At 32.9% G+C, this 15,622-nt stretch carries 15 protein-coding genes; 1 reads left to right on the top strand and 14 read right to left on the bottom strand.

Annotated features, from left to right (window positions below; genetic code table 11):
* Position 1 precedes the first annotated feature (1 nt).
* The 3 genes from HMPREF2801_RS06455 to fusA form a co-directional block, all read right to left on the bottom strand.
* The gene (locus HMPREF2801_RS06455) at positions 2–454 is read right to left on the bottom strand and encodes a CtsR family transcriptional regulator (protein ID WP_070611247.1); all 453 of its coding nucleotides are present in this window, start codon (positions 452–454) and stop codon (positions 2–4) included.
* A 273-nt stretch (positions 455–727) separates the two neighbouring features.
* A complete protein-coding gene (locus HMPREF2801_RS06450) occupies positions 728–1,210 on the bottom strand; it encodes a hypothetical protein (RefSeq protein WP_070611246.1) in 483 nt (160 codons plus the stop codon).
* A 132-nt stretch (positions 1,211–1,342) separates the two neighbouring features.
* The gene (gene fusA / locus HMPREF2801_RS06445; RefSeq protein ID WP_070611245.1) at positions 1,343–3,403 is read right to left on the bottom strand and encodes an elongation factor G; all 2,061 of its coding nucleotides are present in this window, start codon (positions 3,401–3,403) and stop codon (positions 1,343–1,345) included.
* 302 nt (positions 3,404–3,705) lie between these two features.
* Here fusA and HMPREF2801_RS06440 point away from each other — a divergent pair, with 302 nt between their 5' ends.
* A complete protein-coding gene (locus tag HMPREF2801_RS06440) occupies positions 3,706–4,194 on the top strand; it encodes a ComEA family DNA-binding protein (RefSeq protein ID WP_246829990.1) in 489 nt (162 codons plus the stop codon).
* A 115-nt stretch (positions 4,195–4,309) separates the two neighbouring features.
* On the opposite strand, the gene HMPREF2801_RS06435 is transcribed toward HMPREF2801_RS06440, so the two are convergent.
* The 11 genes from HMPREF2801_RS06435 to cmk form a co-directional block, all read right to left on the bottom strand.
* Entirely contained in the window at positions 4,310–4,645 is a 336-nt protein-coding gene (locus HMPREF2801_RS06435) for a cytochrome C biosynthesis protein (protein WP_070611244.1), read from the bottom strand.
* 8 nt (positions 4,646–4,653) lie between these two features.
* Entirely contained in the window at positions 4,654–6,090 is a 1,437-nt protein-coding gene (locus tag HMPREF2801_RS06430; protein WP_246829989.1) for a hypothetical protein, read from the bottom strand.
* Positions 6,074–7,495 carry a sensor histidine kinase gene (locus HMPREF2801_RS06425; RefSeq protein ID WP_070611243.1) on the bottom strand — a complete coding sequence of 474 codons (1,422 nt, stop codon included), beginning with the start codon at positions 7,493–7,495 and terminating at the stop codon, positions 6,074–6,076. The genes HMPREF2801_RS06430 and HMPREF2801_RS06425 overlap by 17 nt, the downstream gene beginning before the upstream one ends.
* 13 nt (positions 7,496–7,508) lie before the next feature.
* A complete protein-coding gene (locus HMPREF2801_RS06420) occupies positions 7,509–8,192 on the bottom strand; it encodes a response regulator transcription factor (protein WP_070611242.1) in 684 nt (227 codons plus the stop codon).
* 81 nt (positions 8,193–8,273) lie between these two features.
* A complete protein-coding gene (gene guaB, locus HMPREF2801_RS06415) occupies positions 8,274–9,719 on the bottom strand; it encodes an IMP dehydrogenase (RefSeq protein WP_019124800.1) in 1,446 nt (481 codons plus the stop codon).
* Between the two features lie 22 nt (positions 9,720–9,741).
* Complete coding sequence (locus HMPREF2801_RS06410; RefSeq protein ID WP_070611241.1) at positions 9,742–10,683, bottom strand: CdaR family protein; 942 nt, start codon at positions 10,681–10,683, stop codon at positions 9,742–9,744.
* Entirely contained in the window at positions 10,664–11,494 is an 831-nt protein-coding gene (gene cdaA / locus HMPREF2801_RS06405) for a diadenylate cyclase CdaA (protein ID WP_070611240.1), read from the bottom strand. Before cdaA ends, HMPREF2801_RS06410 begins: the two co-directional genes overlap by 20 nt.
* Positions 11,487–12,053: a DUF5317 domain-containing protein gene (locus HMPREF2801_RS06400; protein ID WP_070611239.1), complete on the bottom strand. Its 567-nt coding sequence runs from the start codon at positions 12,051–12,053 to the stop codon at positions 11,487–11,489. The genes cdaA and HMPREF2801_RS06400 overlap by 8 nt, the downstream gene beginning before the upstream one ends.
* Positions 12,054–12,229: 176 nt before the next feature.
* Positions 12,230–14,413 carry a bifunctional 4-hydroxy-3-methylbut-2-enyl diphosphate reductase/30S ribosomal protein S1 gene (locus HMPREF2801_RS06395; RefSeq protein ID WP_070611238.1) on the bottom strand — a complete coding sequence of 728 codons (2,184 nt, stop codon included), beginning with the start codon at positions 14,411–14,413 and terminating at the stop codon, positions 12,230–12,232.
* Entirely contained in the window at positions 14,398–14,988 is a 591-nt protein-coding gene (locus tag HMPREF2801_RS06390; protein ID WP_070611237.1) for a lysophospholipid acyltransferase family protein, read from the bottom strand. The genes HMPREF2801_RS06395 and HMPREF2801_RS06390 overlap by 16 nt, the downstream gene beginning before the upstream one ends.
* A gap of 3 nt (positions 14,989–14,991) precedes the next feature.
* The gene (gene cmk / locus HMPREF2801_RS06385) at positions 14,992–15,612 is read right to left on the bottom strand and encodes a (d)CMP kinase (RefSeq protein ID WP_070611236.1); all 621 of its coding nucleotides are present in this window, start codon (positions 15,610–15,612) and stop codon (positions 14,992–14,994) included.
* Between the last annotated feature and the right edge of the window lie 10 nt (positions 15,613–15,622).

The raw sequence follows: 15,622 nt of genomic DNA, 5'->3' as shown, positions 1-15,622 counted from the left end.
CCTAACTAAAAATAACTAGGAGCATATTTTTTAATAAATCTGCCCTAAGTTCATTTTTATTTTCACACTCATTAAGAGCCCTGTCTGAGAGAGCAACTTTCATAAGTTCCATCTCCCTTTCAGTCACTTTGTTAAGTCTCAAAAGTTCCTTTAAAAGTTCATCAGAATTGTTTTTTGTAATAGAATCTCCTATAAAACTTAAAAAAGTATCAATTGTATCTTCATCATCTTCAAATTGTACCTTTACTATTCTAATGTAGCCTCCGCCACCACGCCTTGACTCCACATAGTAACCCTTAACGGGTGTAAACCTTGTGGTCAAGACATAATTAATTTGCGAAGGCGCACAGTTAAAGTGGTCTGAAATTTTTGATCTTTGTATCTCAAGAGCTCCACCAGATTCAAAAATAAGTTCATTTATAAAATCTTCAATGGAGTTAGAAAGCTTTGCCATAATACACTTCCTTTGACTATCTTTGTCTTTCAAATTATAAAATCTGACTATCTTTTACTATTTCTAGTATAAAATAAAATATATATTTTGTAAAGTATTAGTTTCGTAACTTTTTAAGCTTATATATTTTTTGTTGTTTTTAAAGAATCATTACTTTAATTATTTTATTAAAAAATTAAGAAACTGATTCATATAAATAATATATTTTTTCAAATGAAAATATCTGTTGGGATTTAACTCACCAACAGATATTTTAGAGCAATTTAATTTTTTTTACTTATTTATGACTTTTTCTCGTTCTAGTTCTAAAATAGAAAATGTTCCTTTTGGAATACCACTTTTAGAAGAGAAATCTAAATCTTTTTTTGAATTTTTTGTATCAGTAATAAGTACATAACTACTATGTTTTTTAGAAGTATAAATTCTCAAACTCACATCAGAAACTCTTACTGCAATACGCGCATTCTCATTATCTTCATTAGAGAATATTAATAAATAATCCGCATCTTTATTTGTTGTAAATTTAAAACCCTCTTCTTCCATAATCTTGTTGCTTACTATAACATCTTTTAACTTATATTTGTACAAACTATCATAACTTAAATTATTAATAATTTTTTCATAGTCTGGTTTTTCATCACAAACATCTATGTTAAAATCATAATTTTCTTTATTAGAATTTAAAAAAGAAAAACCACACATAATTGACACAAGAGCCAAAGATATTAAAATTAATACAATTTTTTTAGTTTTCATTTTTATCCCCTTTCTATAAGATATAATGTTACCTAACTAAATTATAAAACTACTCATATTGCTTTTCAATATCTTTAATTGTTTTATAATAAAAAAGGTTGGACACTTAAGCCCAACCCTTAAAAGTTTATTTTATTTTTCTGCATTTCTTTCTTCAATAATTTTTTCTGCAATATTTTGTGGAACTTCTTCGTATCTCACAAATTCCATGCTGAAAGTTCCTCTACCTTGAGTTAAGGATCTCAAATCAATTAGATAAGAGAATAGTTCAGCTTGTGGTGCTTCTGCAATTAAAATTTGTGTGCCATCATTTTGTTGGTCCATACCAAGGATTCTTCCACGTCTCTTGTTCATATCGCCCATTACATCTCCAAGATAATCATCTGGAATTGTAACTTCAACCTTCATTATAGGTTCAAGAAGAACTGGACTTGCTTCTTGCATTCCCTTCTTGAAAGCAAGGTTAGCTGCAAGTTTGAAACTCATTTCGTTGGAGTCAACATCGTGGTAAGAGCCATCGTATAGGACAGCCTTGAAGTTAGTTACAGGATAGCCTGCAAGAACTCCCTTTTCTTTAGATTCAATAATTCCCTTTTCAACAGCAGGGAAATAGTTCTTAGGAACTGCTCCACCAAATACTTCTTCATCAAATTCAAATTCTTTATCAGATGGTTCAAACCTAATCCAAACATCACCGTATTGTCCTGCTCCACCAGATTGTTTCTTGTGCTTACCTTGAACGCTGGCAGTCTTTCTAATTGTTTCTCTATAAGGAACTATAAATGGAACAATATTTACTTCAACGCCATAAGTGTTCTTTAATTTGTCAAGAATTACATCAAGTTGAACCTTTCCTTGACCACCAATAGTCATTTGTTTAGTTTCAGGATTTCTTTCGATTACAAATGTTGGGTCTTCGTCCTTGATTTTCTTTAGAGATTGAGAAAGTTTTTCTTCGTCGCCCTTAGTCTTAGGTTCAATTGCATAATATAGAACTGGAGAAGAATACTTTAATTTTTTGTATTCAACCTTGTGGTCCTTGTCGCAAAGAGTATCGCCTGTAACAGTGTTGGCAAGTTTTGTCGTTGCTCCAATATCTCCTGCGTAAATTTCATCTATTTCAATTTGTTCCTTACCTCTCATAATGTAAAGTCCGCCAAGTTTTTCATTTTCATCAGCATTTACATTGTAAAGAGCTGTGTTTTTATTAACAATGCCAGAGATTACCTTGAAAATAGAAATTTTGCCAAGAAAGGGGTCAGAAATTGTCTTAAATACAACTGCAGCAAATGGATCCTTTGCTGAAACTTTTCTTTCTTCTCCATCTTTATATCTAAAGCCTTGATTTGCACGCTCATCATCTGGTGCTGGCATATAATTTACAATTGTGTTTAATAAGATGTCAATTCCAATTCCCTTTTCGCCACTTCCTACAAGTAGTGGAACAGCGTCACCTTCAAGAAGGGCTGTTGTAACTCCTCTTAAAAGATCTTCTCTAGTGAATTTTTCTCCAGAGAAATATTTTTCCATTAAAACTTCATCAGAACCAGCAACAACTTCAGCAATTTCTTCATACATTCTTTCAGTTGCCTTAACTTGGTCGTGGTTAAGTTCAGTTTCTTGTGGTGCAGAGTTTACATATTTGTATCCCTTTTGGAAGATAACATCAGTAACACCTACAAAGTGTTCACCTTCGCCAATTGGCACAGAGAAAGGAATAACTTTTTTACCAAAGGAAGCTTCAAGCTCGTCCATTAGTTTTCTAAAGTTTACATTTTCTCCGTCAATTTTATTTATAAAAATAATTCTTGGAAGGCCAATTTTTTCTGTGTATTTCCAAGTTCTTTCAGTACCTACTTCAATGCCCTTAGTTGCATCAATAACCATAATTGCAGCTTCACTTGCTCTTAGAGCTCCGTGAGCTTCTCCCACAAAGTCAAGATAGCCTGGAGTATCTATAACATTTACTTTATAATTTCTCCATTCAATAGGAATAATTGATGTTCCAATGGATGTTCCCCTGTCCTTTTCTTCTTTAGAGAAGTCGGAAACTGTATTCTTGCTAGAAACATTGCCTAGTTTTTGTGTAGCTCCACTTTGGAATAACATAGCCTCTGTTAGGTTTGTCTTTCCGGAGCCAGAATGTCCTACGAGAGCAAGATTTCTTACCTTATCTGTTGTATAAACTTTCATATTTTCCTCCTGTTATGTAAATTTTTTGAAATCGTTTCGATGAATAAATTATAACATAGATTTTGCCATTTGAAAACTGTGTAAAATTATCTATTTAGGGTAATAAAATTCTGAAAAATATATTTTTATAAATGAATGAGTGATATAATGGATTTTAAATTTTTTAAAAAGATAATCTTCCCTACATAGTTATTATTTGCCTATCTTTAATCATTGGCTACCAGTATTACGATTCTCACAAGATCCCAGATGAAGCAAATGCCCTCCTAAACATAAAAACTTCAAGCCTAGCAGCTAAAGAAGTGGACAAAAAAGAATTAAAGGGTCTTGAAATAGAATCAGAGGAAGAAAATAAAGAAGTAATGGTTCACATTTCTGGCGCAGTAAAAAATCCTGGCATTATAAAATTAGATTCATCAAAGAGAGTTGTAGACGCTCTTGAAAGGGCTGGCGGCGCAACAGATGAAGCCGACCTCGATAGAATTAATCTCGCCGCAAAGCTCCACGACGAAGAAAAAATTTACATTCCAAAAATTGGTGAAGCCCCAAAAAATGAAATTGCTCCTCTTATGTCAAGTGGCACAAGTGGAAAGGCTTCTGATAAAATAAATATTAACACTGCCGACTCCTCTGAACTGCAAAAAATTCCTGGTGTTGGAGCAAAAACTGCCGAGAAAATTATAAATTATCGTTCACAAAATCCCTTCTCATCAATTGAGGACATAAAAAATGTAGATGGCATTGGCGACAAAAAATTTGAATCAATGAAGGACTACATATCAACTTATTGATGAAAGAAAATTTTTAAAGGCTCATGATAAAAAAATATAACACTAATAAAGCACAAAAAAGCTCAAGATAAAAGGATAATCCCATTAATCTTGAGCTTTTTATTCTTATATAATTTTATCTTTTTCTTGGATTTCTCTTGTAGCGATTCTTCCCTGAACTTGCAATGCCAATTATCAGTGCAAAAATAAGTGAAACCAAACCAGAGGATAAACCAATTACAAAAATAATTAAATTGTCCAGACTGTCCGGATCGAAAAGTTTATTTATCACCATAAAAAGTGAAATAATTCCAATAAATACCAAGGCAAGTCCCGGCAAATATTTTATAAATTTTAAATCCCTAGCTGCAAAGTTAACTATAAAAGTTAGGACCACTCCAATTAAAATTGCGCCCAAAGTTAGGAGCAAGTAAGTTGAGTTTTCCGTAACCAATTCCATTATTTTATTCATTTTACACCTCATTTATTAGATGACAGCTCTTGTTGCCAAATATTTGAATAACGACCTGTTGCCCACTCCGTCATAATTGTGGAGGCTTCGTTACCTATTTCCCTTTCGAAAATTGCATCAGGAAGAATATTGCCATCCTCTATATTATATATTCTTAGAAAATTATTTTCCAATGTTATTAAAAAATTATTATCAGGAGATACAAAGCCGTCCTTGATGCCCGGCTTAAAGCTTTTTATTCGAGACATTGGAATATTTATCTCGTTGTATTTATTTACATCGTAGGGCAAAACTAAGTTCAAGTCAAAGTCAGAAAACTTACCTTCTTCTGTCTCCATCCTTCCCTTTAACTTCCAAAAACCATTGTCCCTATAAATTCCAATGTTGTAAGGATCATTTTTCAAGGCTTCAAGGTTTTTCCCCTCAGCCTTTAAATCTTCGTCAGATAAAAATTCTTTATAACTAATTGGTTTTTTTTCATCTAACTTGTCTAATTGGTAAATCCTTAAGTATCTCTTATTTGTTACTCCATCTAAACTTTCCACATTGACATAATTATTTGTGATGAAGTTTACTGTCTTTAAAGTGTTTTCTTCTTTAAGTTCCTCTAAGTCATTTTTAATTACTTCTTCGTCATCTTTTCTAAGTTTAGAATTTTTAAAGTCCTTAACAATTAACTTATCTGTAGTCTCTTTGTCCTTGGATTCCCTTTGGACGCTAATTTCAGAAAAGCTGTCATTTCTTGGGAGAATAATATTGTTCATCTCGTAGACATTTTCTAGCTTGGAGTCAGAAAATTTGATGTATAGAGTCTTATAATTCCAAGTTGGAATATTAGAGTCACTTCTACTTTTAAATCCAATTAAAAATCCCTTGTCGCCATTGTAGTCAAATAAGCTCCCCCTTGCCAATACTTCATCCTTTTTGGCGAGTATTAAATCATTTAAGTCATCGTTATTTATCTTGTCGTCAACAAGTTTAATTTCAAGTATTACACCATTGTCAAAGAGGAGAGCTGTATTCTCACTCGTTTTTATAACTTCATAATAAATACTCCCCCTCGACTTCGAATCGAAGATATAAGTTGTGTAGACATCAGAATCTTCAATACCAAGGCTCTTATAATCTAAATTAAATTTTTTGTAGAGGTATTGAGATAATTTAACATACTTAGTCTTATACTCAACTCCCTTTATATAATCATTTGCAAGGACAACTTGGTCATTGGAAAAGTAAAGGTCATCGCCAATAATGTCCTTAAATAAAAAATTGTCCTGATTAATTTTTTTATTGTAAATAAATTTTGTAATAGTCCACTTGCCATAAATTGGTGATTGTCCCATGGCTGGGGTTTCAATATTAGTGCCCTGAGATGTCATAAAAGAACAAGCAGTCAATAAAATTAATGAAAATATAAGAAATATCTTTTTAATCAATTTTATCACCTACCTCTTTTGGTATCTCAATTGGTAGACTTACCTTCACTGTAGTGCCAATTTTTTCTTCAGAGAAAATTTCCAAGTTTCCCTTGTGAAGCTTTGTAATCTCATCACTAATTGATAGACCTATGCCACTGTGGCTCTTTGAGTGTTTGCCCTTATAAAATTTTTCTTTTACATGGGCTATTTCTTCCTTAGTCATTCCCATACCATTGTCAGAAATCATCATTTGAACAATATTATCTTCTTTTGCCATTTGAAATTTAACCCAGCCTTTGTCTGATGTAAATTTAATTGCATTGTCAAGTAAATTTATTAGTAGCTGTTTAATCCTATTTTCATCGGCATAAATGAGCAAGGCTTCCTCTGGAAATTCTGTTATAAATTCAATATTATTGGACTTTGCACGAGGTCGCATTTGTTTTGAAACATCAAGACAAGTTTGTGAAATGTCAAATACTTCCTTGTCCAGAGTAATTCGTCCAGAAATATATCTTGAGAAGTCCAAAAGCTCTTCAACCATTTTTGCCAGTCTATCAGCTTCATTTTCTATGATGTTTAAACCATCTTCGATTAAGTCCTTCTCATCTTCCTTGGCATCCTTTAAGACAACTGCCCAGCCCTTAATAGAAGTTAACGGCGTCCTAAGTTCGTGAGAAATAGAAGAAATAAAGTCGTTTTTAATCCTATCTTTATTTATAATTTCATCGCTCATGGTATTTAAAGTCTTAGCTAGCTCTCCTATTTCGTCGTCCTCATAGACTTTTGCCTTCTCCTCATAGTTTCCCTTTAACATGGTCTTGGCAACTTCTGTTAGCTCCAGTATGGGTTTTACAATTGATTTTGAAATAAGAAGAGATACCATAGTAGTTATTAAAGCTACAAACAAAGTAAAAATCAATAAAGTAATGACTGTCTTTAGTATTGCTTTATTAGCTTCTTCCATAGAAGAAATAAATCTAAGATAGCCAATAACTTCTCCCTCATTATTATTTATAGCACCTGTAACTGACATAATAGATTCTCCAGTTTGTGAATCTTTACCACGCCATGTTTTTATCTCACCATTTTCCGCCGCTAGGACATCTGTCGTCTCTATTGGATTGGAAGAAAGTTTGCCAATAGAATCCAAGAGCAATTCTCCATCTTTATCTAAAATCTGCACCTCTGCATTAGTATTTGAAAGGAAGATGTCGCTGTCCTCGTAAATTAAATCTTCCAAAGACTTGTCAGAATAATCTCTTTTATAAATTTCAAGAGAAAGTTCCATCCTAGAAACTAATTCTTTTGAAATATTGTTATAATAGTAAGAGCCGAAGGCAAAGAGCAAAAATATATCTATAATTGAAATTGTAATTAAAATAACTATTAGAAAACTTCTAACTAACCTTTTTCCAATTTTATTTTTCAATTACAGACACCTCTTATTTCCATCTGTATCCTGTTCCCCAAACTGTTTCAATATAATTTGGCTTGGCAGGGTTAGTCTCAATTTTTGACCTAAGTCTTCTTATGTTTACATCAACAATTTTTGAGTCCCCCAAAAAGTCGTCCCCCCATACAAGCCTTAGGATTTCATCCCTAGTCATGGCCTTGCCTGGATTTGTCATGAATATTTTTATAATTTGATATTCAGTAGGAGTTAGCTCAAGTTCTTCTTCATCCTTATAAAATTTTCTTGAGTAAGAATCTATTTTAAAAGGAGGGTCAACAATTAAATTGCTTTCCTTAACTTCCTCTGGTTCAAGTCTCCTCTCAATGGATTTTATCCTTAGGGTTAATTCTGTAGGATTAAAGGGCTTTGTGAGATAGTCATCTGTCCCATATTGGAGTCCCATTATCTTGTCATAGTCCTCTGCCTTAGCAGTTAGCATAATAATACCAAGACTTGGGAATTCGCCTCTTAAAGTCTTACAAACTTCAAAGCCGTCAATACCCGGTAGCATTATGTCAAGTACAACTATGTCAGGTCTTTCACGCCTTGCCACTTCAATTCCCTCTTCGCCGCTTCCAGCTTCAAAAATTATGTAGCCTTCTCTTTCTAAATTTATTTTTACAAATTTTCTTATTGATTCTTCATCTTCAACAAGCAATACCTTAGTTTTCAAAATATCACCTCTTACAGCTAATTATAAATAAAATCCACTCCAAATTCAATTGAAGTGGATTTATTAATAAATTTTTAATAATTAATAATAGTTAGGAGCTTCTCTAGTAATAGTAATATTGTGTGGATGAGATTCTGCAAGGGAAGCTTGAGTGATTTTAACATACTTAGCTGTTGCTCTTAAGGTTTCTAAGTCCTTTGCACCCATATAACCCATGGCAGACTTAACACCACCAACAAGTTGGAAGACAATGTCGCCAACAAGTCCCTTGTAAGGAACTCTACCTTCAACTCCTTCAGGAACATACTTAGTAGTTCCGCTTTGGAAATATCTATCAGATGATCCTGCACTCATGGCTCCAAGAGAACCCATGCCTCTATAGGCTTTAAATCTTCTACCTTCAACGAAGATTTCTTCTCCTGGTGACTCGTCAGTACCAGCGAAAAGTGAACCCATCATAACAACATTACCACCAGCTGCAAGAGCCTTAGCAACATCGCCTGAGAATTTAATACCACCATCGGCAATAATTGGCACGCCATATTTTTGAGCAGCCCTATAAGCTTCCATAATGGCAGTAATTTGTGGAACGCCAATACCAGTTACAACTCTTGTAGTACAAATTGAACCAGGTCCAATACCGATCTTAACGCAGTCAGCACCAGCCTTGATTAAATCTTCTGTACCTTCATAAGTTGCAACATTACCTGCTATAAGTTGAATGTCTGGGAAGGCATCCTTAATATTTCTTATAGTATTTAGAACATTTTTAGATTGACCATGAGCTGTGTCAATTACAAAAACATCAGCCTTTGCCTTGACAAGAGCTTCGATTCTGTCTAAGACATCCTTTGTTGCTCCAACAGCAGCGCCAGTTAAGAGTCTTCCAGATGCATCTCTAGCAGAATTAGGATATTGTTCGTGCTTTTCAATGTCCTTAATAGTTATTAGTCCCTTCAAGACATTGTCCTTGTCAACAAGGGGAAGTTTTTCAATTTTATATTTTTTCAAAACTTTTAAAGCTTCATCAAGGGAAATATCTGGAGCACCAGTTATAAGTTTTTCAGAAGTCATGACTTCGCTAATTCTCTTAGATAAGTCAGTTTCAAATCTAATATCTCTATTAGTTATAATCCCTTCCAAAACTCCCTTTTCAGATACAACTGGAACACCGCTAATTCTGTATCTTTCCATAAGTTCAGATGCGTCCTTAATTGCGTGGTCCTTAGTAAGTGAAAATGGATCAGTAATAACTCCATGTTCAGATCTCTTAACTCTATCAACTTCAAGAGCTTGGTCTTCAATAGACATATTCTTGTGAATAATGCCAATTCCACCTTCTCTAGCCATAGCAATAGACATTCTGTGTTCAGTAACAGTGTCCATGCCTGCAGACATAAGTGGTATGTTTAACTTGATCTTTTCTGTCAAGTTAGTAGACAAATCAACTTCGTTAGGCAAAATTTCTGATTTTGCTGGCACAAGTAAAATATCGTCAAATGTTAATCCTTCTCCAAAAAATTCCATATTCCCTCCTGATTATTAAAAATTATTCTACTTCCTTAACTTTTTCCTTCAATTTATAATTAATATTTTCGTCAACTAATGTAACCTTATCTGGCAAATTTAATCTAACTCGGTCATCACCCTTTTTAATATTGTTAAAATCTATAGGTCGAGTTTCGATGAAATTAATAGAATCAATCACATCAGAATTTCCTCTAATTGTAACAGAAGCTGGCTCAATTGAAAAGTCATTTATTGCAATATTTTCTGTAGTATTTTCATTGTAAACTAATTTAATAGGAACAGTCTTGCTCTTTAAAATAGGAACATCAACTTTTACAGTGGCAGGTGTCACTGTAACTTCCTTTATAATTTTACCTGAATCGTCATAGGCAAAAATTTCTGCATCTACGCTTGTAGTTTCACTTATTTCTGTAACATCAATGTGAGCTTCCACCTTATTAATTTTATTTATATAGGTGCTGGCACCCTTTACTGCAACATCAGCAGTCTTTTTGATTTCTCCCACAGACAAACCCTTTTGAGGCTTGTTTTTTATAACTATATCAACCTTATGATTTTCTTCCAAAACTTTATCTATTTTAAAGGGAATCCTTCTAGGCGAAGTATTCACAACAGAAATACCAAGGTCAATATAAGAAACATTTACAGGAACAGAGTGCTCTCCTTCACTTAACTTGCTTAAATCCACCTTAGCCACAATACCATCTCTTGTCACATTTCTCATATAAGAATTATAACCTTGAAGCTTGACATCAACAGTGGATTCCTTTGGCGAAATAATCGTCAGATTATTGTCCTTTAAGTGAGACAAGCCGTCATAAGTGACTTCGATGTTTTTATAATTAGCCGAAGTTATAAAATTTGCCTCGCCCTTTACATAGGACCACAAGATAATAGCAAAGACAAGAGACATAACTTTTATCATTAAACTTTTGTCATCTTTAAAACTTATCTTTTTCATTATTATCACCACGCTTTGCGAAAATAGTTCTCGCCCTATATTCTGGACTGTAAATCTCAAGAAGTTTAGCTTCAAGAGTTTCAATGTCCAAATATCTTGAGATAACGCCATTTTCTGCAGTAGAAATAGTTCCGTTTTCTTCAGAAACCATAATGCTTAGACAGTCAGACTTTTCGGAAATACCAATTCCAGCCCTGTGCCTTGTGCCCAGTTCCTTAGAAATTTTTTGATTGTCAGTTAGGGGCAAAAAGCAAGCCGCTGCCTTTACCTTTGAACCCTTAATTATAACTGCACCATCGTGAAGAGGTGTGTTAGGAATAAAAATATTTATCAAAAGACCACTAGACACCTTTCCATTAATTTCAGTACCAGTTTCAATAACTTCAGTAAGTCCTACTTCCTTTTCAATAATAATAAGTGCTCCAATTTTTTGTCTGGCAAGAGAAGCCACTGCAGAAATAATTTCCTCAACAGTTTCTGGAACTGTTTCCTTATTTTGACTAAAATTATTTTTAATACTGGAAGTAAGACCTAAGTATTGTAGACCCCTTCTGATTTCCGGTTGAAATAAAACTATAATGGCAACTATACCATCATTTATGAATCTCGTGAAAATCCAGTTAACAGTATAAAGTTGGAAAAACTGTGAAATTTTAATAAATAATAAAATTAAAAGAATTCCCTTAAAAACTTGCTCTGCTCTAGTATTTCTAATTAATTTTAAAATATAATAAATTAACATTGTGACAATTAAAATGTCCACTACATCTCTTAAATTTATCACATTTAACAAATTATTAAATTTATCCATTAGGCACCTTCTTCCTAGTAATTAAAATAATTGCAAAAAATAAGCCAAGAGCGATGAAAATATCTCCCACGCTAATTACCTTTGAATTTCCAATAAACCTATGTAGTGGAATAATATCTGACAAAAAATAAAACTTTGGACTTTCAAAAACTCCGTGACTTAAACTTCCACCCATGTATATTAATTTAATTATCCTCTCATTATTTGTCTTCATTAGTGCTGAGGCACTGACGGGCATTTTACCATTAAAAATCACTGGAAGGGCATTTAAAAAAGTTCCAAGACCACATAAAAGCAGTCCATAATTTTTATAATTTGAAATAAGAGAAATCCCTATAGCTAAAATTGAAATAATGTGAAAAATTGTAAAATACTTTACAAAAAAATCTGTAAGACTTCCAAAATAATGGGCAGTTACAAAATTTATAAAAATCATTAAAAATATGCCAAAAAAGGCAAGAGAAATCATTTTAAATTTAAAATTTATTAAATTATTTAAGTCCTTGTCCTTCATAAAAAATAAAACAAGAATAGCTAAAATAATTGCCTCTAAAATCATTCCATCACCATAATTTATAATATCACAAATAAGATAACTTGACATAAATTCCAAAAATTTTTCTTTCTAAATATTATAACACAAATATTATTTCCAATATTAATTTTAAACTGTCTATTATCATATTAGTTAAAAAAAAAAGAGAGAGACAAGTCTCTCTCAAATTTGATTTATTATTATTCTTCAGTTGATTCTTCAGATTCTTCTTTTGCTTCTTCAGCTACTTCTGTTTCTTCAACAGCTTCTGTTGCTTCTGCTTCTTCTGTTGCTTCTGCTTCTTCTGAAGCAGCGATTTCTTTTTCATCTTCAATAATTTCAGAATCTAATTCTGCATCAGCGAAGTTAAGTCCTAGCATTTCTCCAATAGTCATATTGAAGTCATCTTGTTTTGGTTCTTCAATTTTCTTTTCTCTCTTTGGAGCTGGTTTTCTTTCTCTTCTAGGTTTTCTTTCTCTTGGTTTAGCTTCTTCAGATTCTTCTTTTTCTTCTGGTTCAATTAGAGCCTTGATAGAAAGAGAAATCTTTTGATTTTCTTCATCAATATCAGTTACTTTAACTGTAACTTCTTCGCCAATAGAAAGTTTATCTTGTGGTTTTTCAACATGTTCTCTTGAAATTTGAGATACATGAAGAAGTCCATCAACGCCTTGTTCAAGTCTTACGAAGGCACCAAAGTCAAGAAGGTTAACTACTTTACCCTTAACTACATCACCAACTTTAACTTCACTTGTGAATACATCCCATGGTTTTTCCATAGTTTGTTTTAATCCAAGTGCAATTCTATTTTTTTCTTTATCAACATTTAGAACTTGTACCTTTACTAGATCTCCAGGTGCTACAACATCTGAAGGGTGCTTTACTCTGTTCCAAGAAAGTTCAGAGATATGGATAAGTCCATCTACTCCTCCAACGTCTACAAAGGCACCAAAGTTAGTTAGTCTTTGTACAGTTCCTTCGATAATGTCTCCTTCTTTAAGCTTGTCATATACTTCGTCACGAACTTTGTCTAATTCTTCTTGAAGTACATTCTTTCTGGATACAACAATTCTCTTCTTTCTCTTATCAAAATCGATAATTTCAGTTTCGAATTCTTCTCCAATGAATTTGCTTAAATCTTTTTGGAATCTAACAGAAACATGAGATGCTGGGATAAATACATTTAATCCTCTGTAATCTGCAGTTAAACCACCCTTTACTTGGTTCTTTACAGTTACTGTGATATTTTCTTTGTTGTTATAAAGTTCTTCAACTTCATCCCAAATCTTCATATCAGCAACTCTTTTTGTTGAAAGAACAACATTGCCATCTCCATCATCCATCTTTAGAACATATACATCAATTTCTTGACCTTGTTCATAAAGATCTTGAGGATTAACATCTGGTCCTCCTGCTAGTTCATCTTTTGAAATGATACCATCTGATCTGTATCCAAGATTCACCATTACTTCTGAATCAGTTATATATAAAACTTCTCCAGTTACTACTTCGCCCTTTCTAATTCTTTTGAAAGAATTATCAATGGCTTCCATCATCTCACCTTTGTCAAAATTTTCCATCCTACAAACAGCCTCCTTGATTACCGAATCCGGTGTGGATGCTCCGGCGGTAATACCTATTTTATTAAATTTTTTAAATATATTTAAATCAATGTCTTTAATAGACTGAATTAAAAATACATTTTTACAATTTAATTTTGCAATCTCTGCAAGTTTTTTTGTATTAGAAGATTTTTTGCCGCCAAGTACAATCACAGCGTCAACTTTTTTGGATAAATCCCTAATACTCTCTTGTCTCTTGAAAGTTGCATTACATATAGTATTATAAACTAAAACTTCATCTTTTGAAATATCTTTTATAATATTTATTGCATTTTCAAAAAATTCTACATTATTTGTAGTTTGTGATACAACCACAATCTTTCCCTCTGGAATTTTTATATCTTCCAAGTTAGAAATAATAGTTGCAGAGTCATTGCATCTGGAATTAATCCCTATAACTTCAGGGTGATTATAATTCCCGATAATTACTATATTATAACCTTTTTTATAGAAATTATCTACTATATTATAAACTTTTTCTACTTTAGGACACACGCAATTTATTATCTCATTATCGTTTTCTATCAGTTCATCTAAAATCTTTTTGTGGACTCCATGACTTCTTATAATTACCTTTGAATCATGGACATGAGGGTCATCAATTTTTTTTACGCCCCTATCTTCTAGCTCCTTTACCACAAATTCGTTGTGGACTAAGTCGCCATAGGAGTAGACGCCCTCTTTAGCACTATCAAATGCCATCTTTACGGCTCTTTTTACTCCTCCACAAAAGCCACTTACATCTGCTACAATAATTTCCATTTTATCTCATCACCATAGACCCTTCTCATTATGTCCTGAGAAATATTTTCTAATTCTTCATTTGAATACTTTATTTCTTTATTAATTTTTACTGGCTTTCTAAAATAAATTCTATTTTTTCTAAAGGGCTTGTAGTCGCCCTCTATAAAAACTGGAAGGATTTCTGAATTAGTTTTTTGGGCAATTAATGCCACGCCTGATTTTATTCTTGTGTAGTCAATTTCACTAACCCTAGTTGCCTCTGGAAAAATCCCAAGAACATCTTCATTTTTCAAAATTTTTAGGGCAGTCTTTACTGCCTTTAAATCATTATTATTTCTGTCAACGGGAAAGGCTCCCATTTTATTCAAAAAACCGCCTAGAATTTTATATTGAAATAGTTCTTTTTTTGCCATCCAATGAATTTGTCTTGGGAAAATTGCAGAAAGTGTCACTGGATCAAGGTTGCTCTTATGATTTCCACATACTATTAGTCTTTTGTCTTCCACAGGAATATTTTCTATTCCAAGAACTTCAATTCTATAAATAATTTTTACAAAAAATCCAATAAAAACTTGTACAAATTTGTAAAACATAAGTCACCTTTTAATGTATGAAATAATTTTTTCTATAGTTTCTTCAGCATTTAAGTCTGTGCTGTCAATTAAAATGGCATCATCAGTCTTTATGAGGGGAGAATTTTCTCTGTGAGAGTCATTGTAGTCTCTTACCTTTAAGTCGGCAAGGACATCCTCAAAGTTTAGGCTGTCGTCGTCAAGTTGCTTGTACCTTCTCATGGCGCGAGTCTCTACATCAGCTGTTAGGAAAAATTTGTATTCAGCATCCTTTAAAACCACTGAGCCAATGTCTCTTCCTTCCATGACAACATCTCTGTCCTTGGCAATTTCTCTTTGCATCTTTACCAGGTAATCTCTAATAATTTTTTTCTTAGAAAATTCAGAAGTTTTGTTAGAAATTTCATTTTCCCTAATTTCCTTAGACACATCTCTTCCATCTAAAAATATTTTATCGTCATCAAAATCTATTTTTGTTTCTTTTAAAATTTTTTCGTAGTCACTTTCATCTGCCCTTAAAAGTTTAAGAGTTATGGCGCGGTACATGGCACCTGTGTCTATATATAAAATCTCAAGTCTATTTGCTATTTCCTTTGCTATGGAACTTTTGCCAGAGCCTGCTGGTCCATCTATTGCAATTTTCATTTTTACCTCC

The organism is Peptoniphilus sp. HMSC062D09 (assembly GCF_001811425.1).
GTDB lineage: Bacteria > Bacillota > Clostridia > Tissierellales > Peptoniphilaceae > Peptoniphilus_A.
This window is presented reverse-complemented; position numbering and strand designations above follow the sequence as displayed.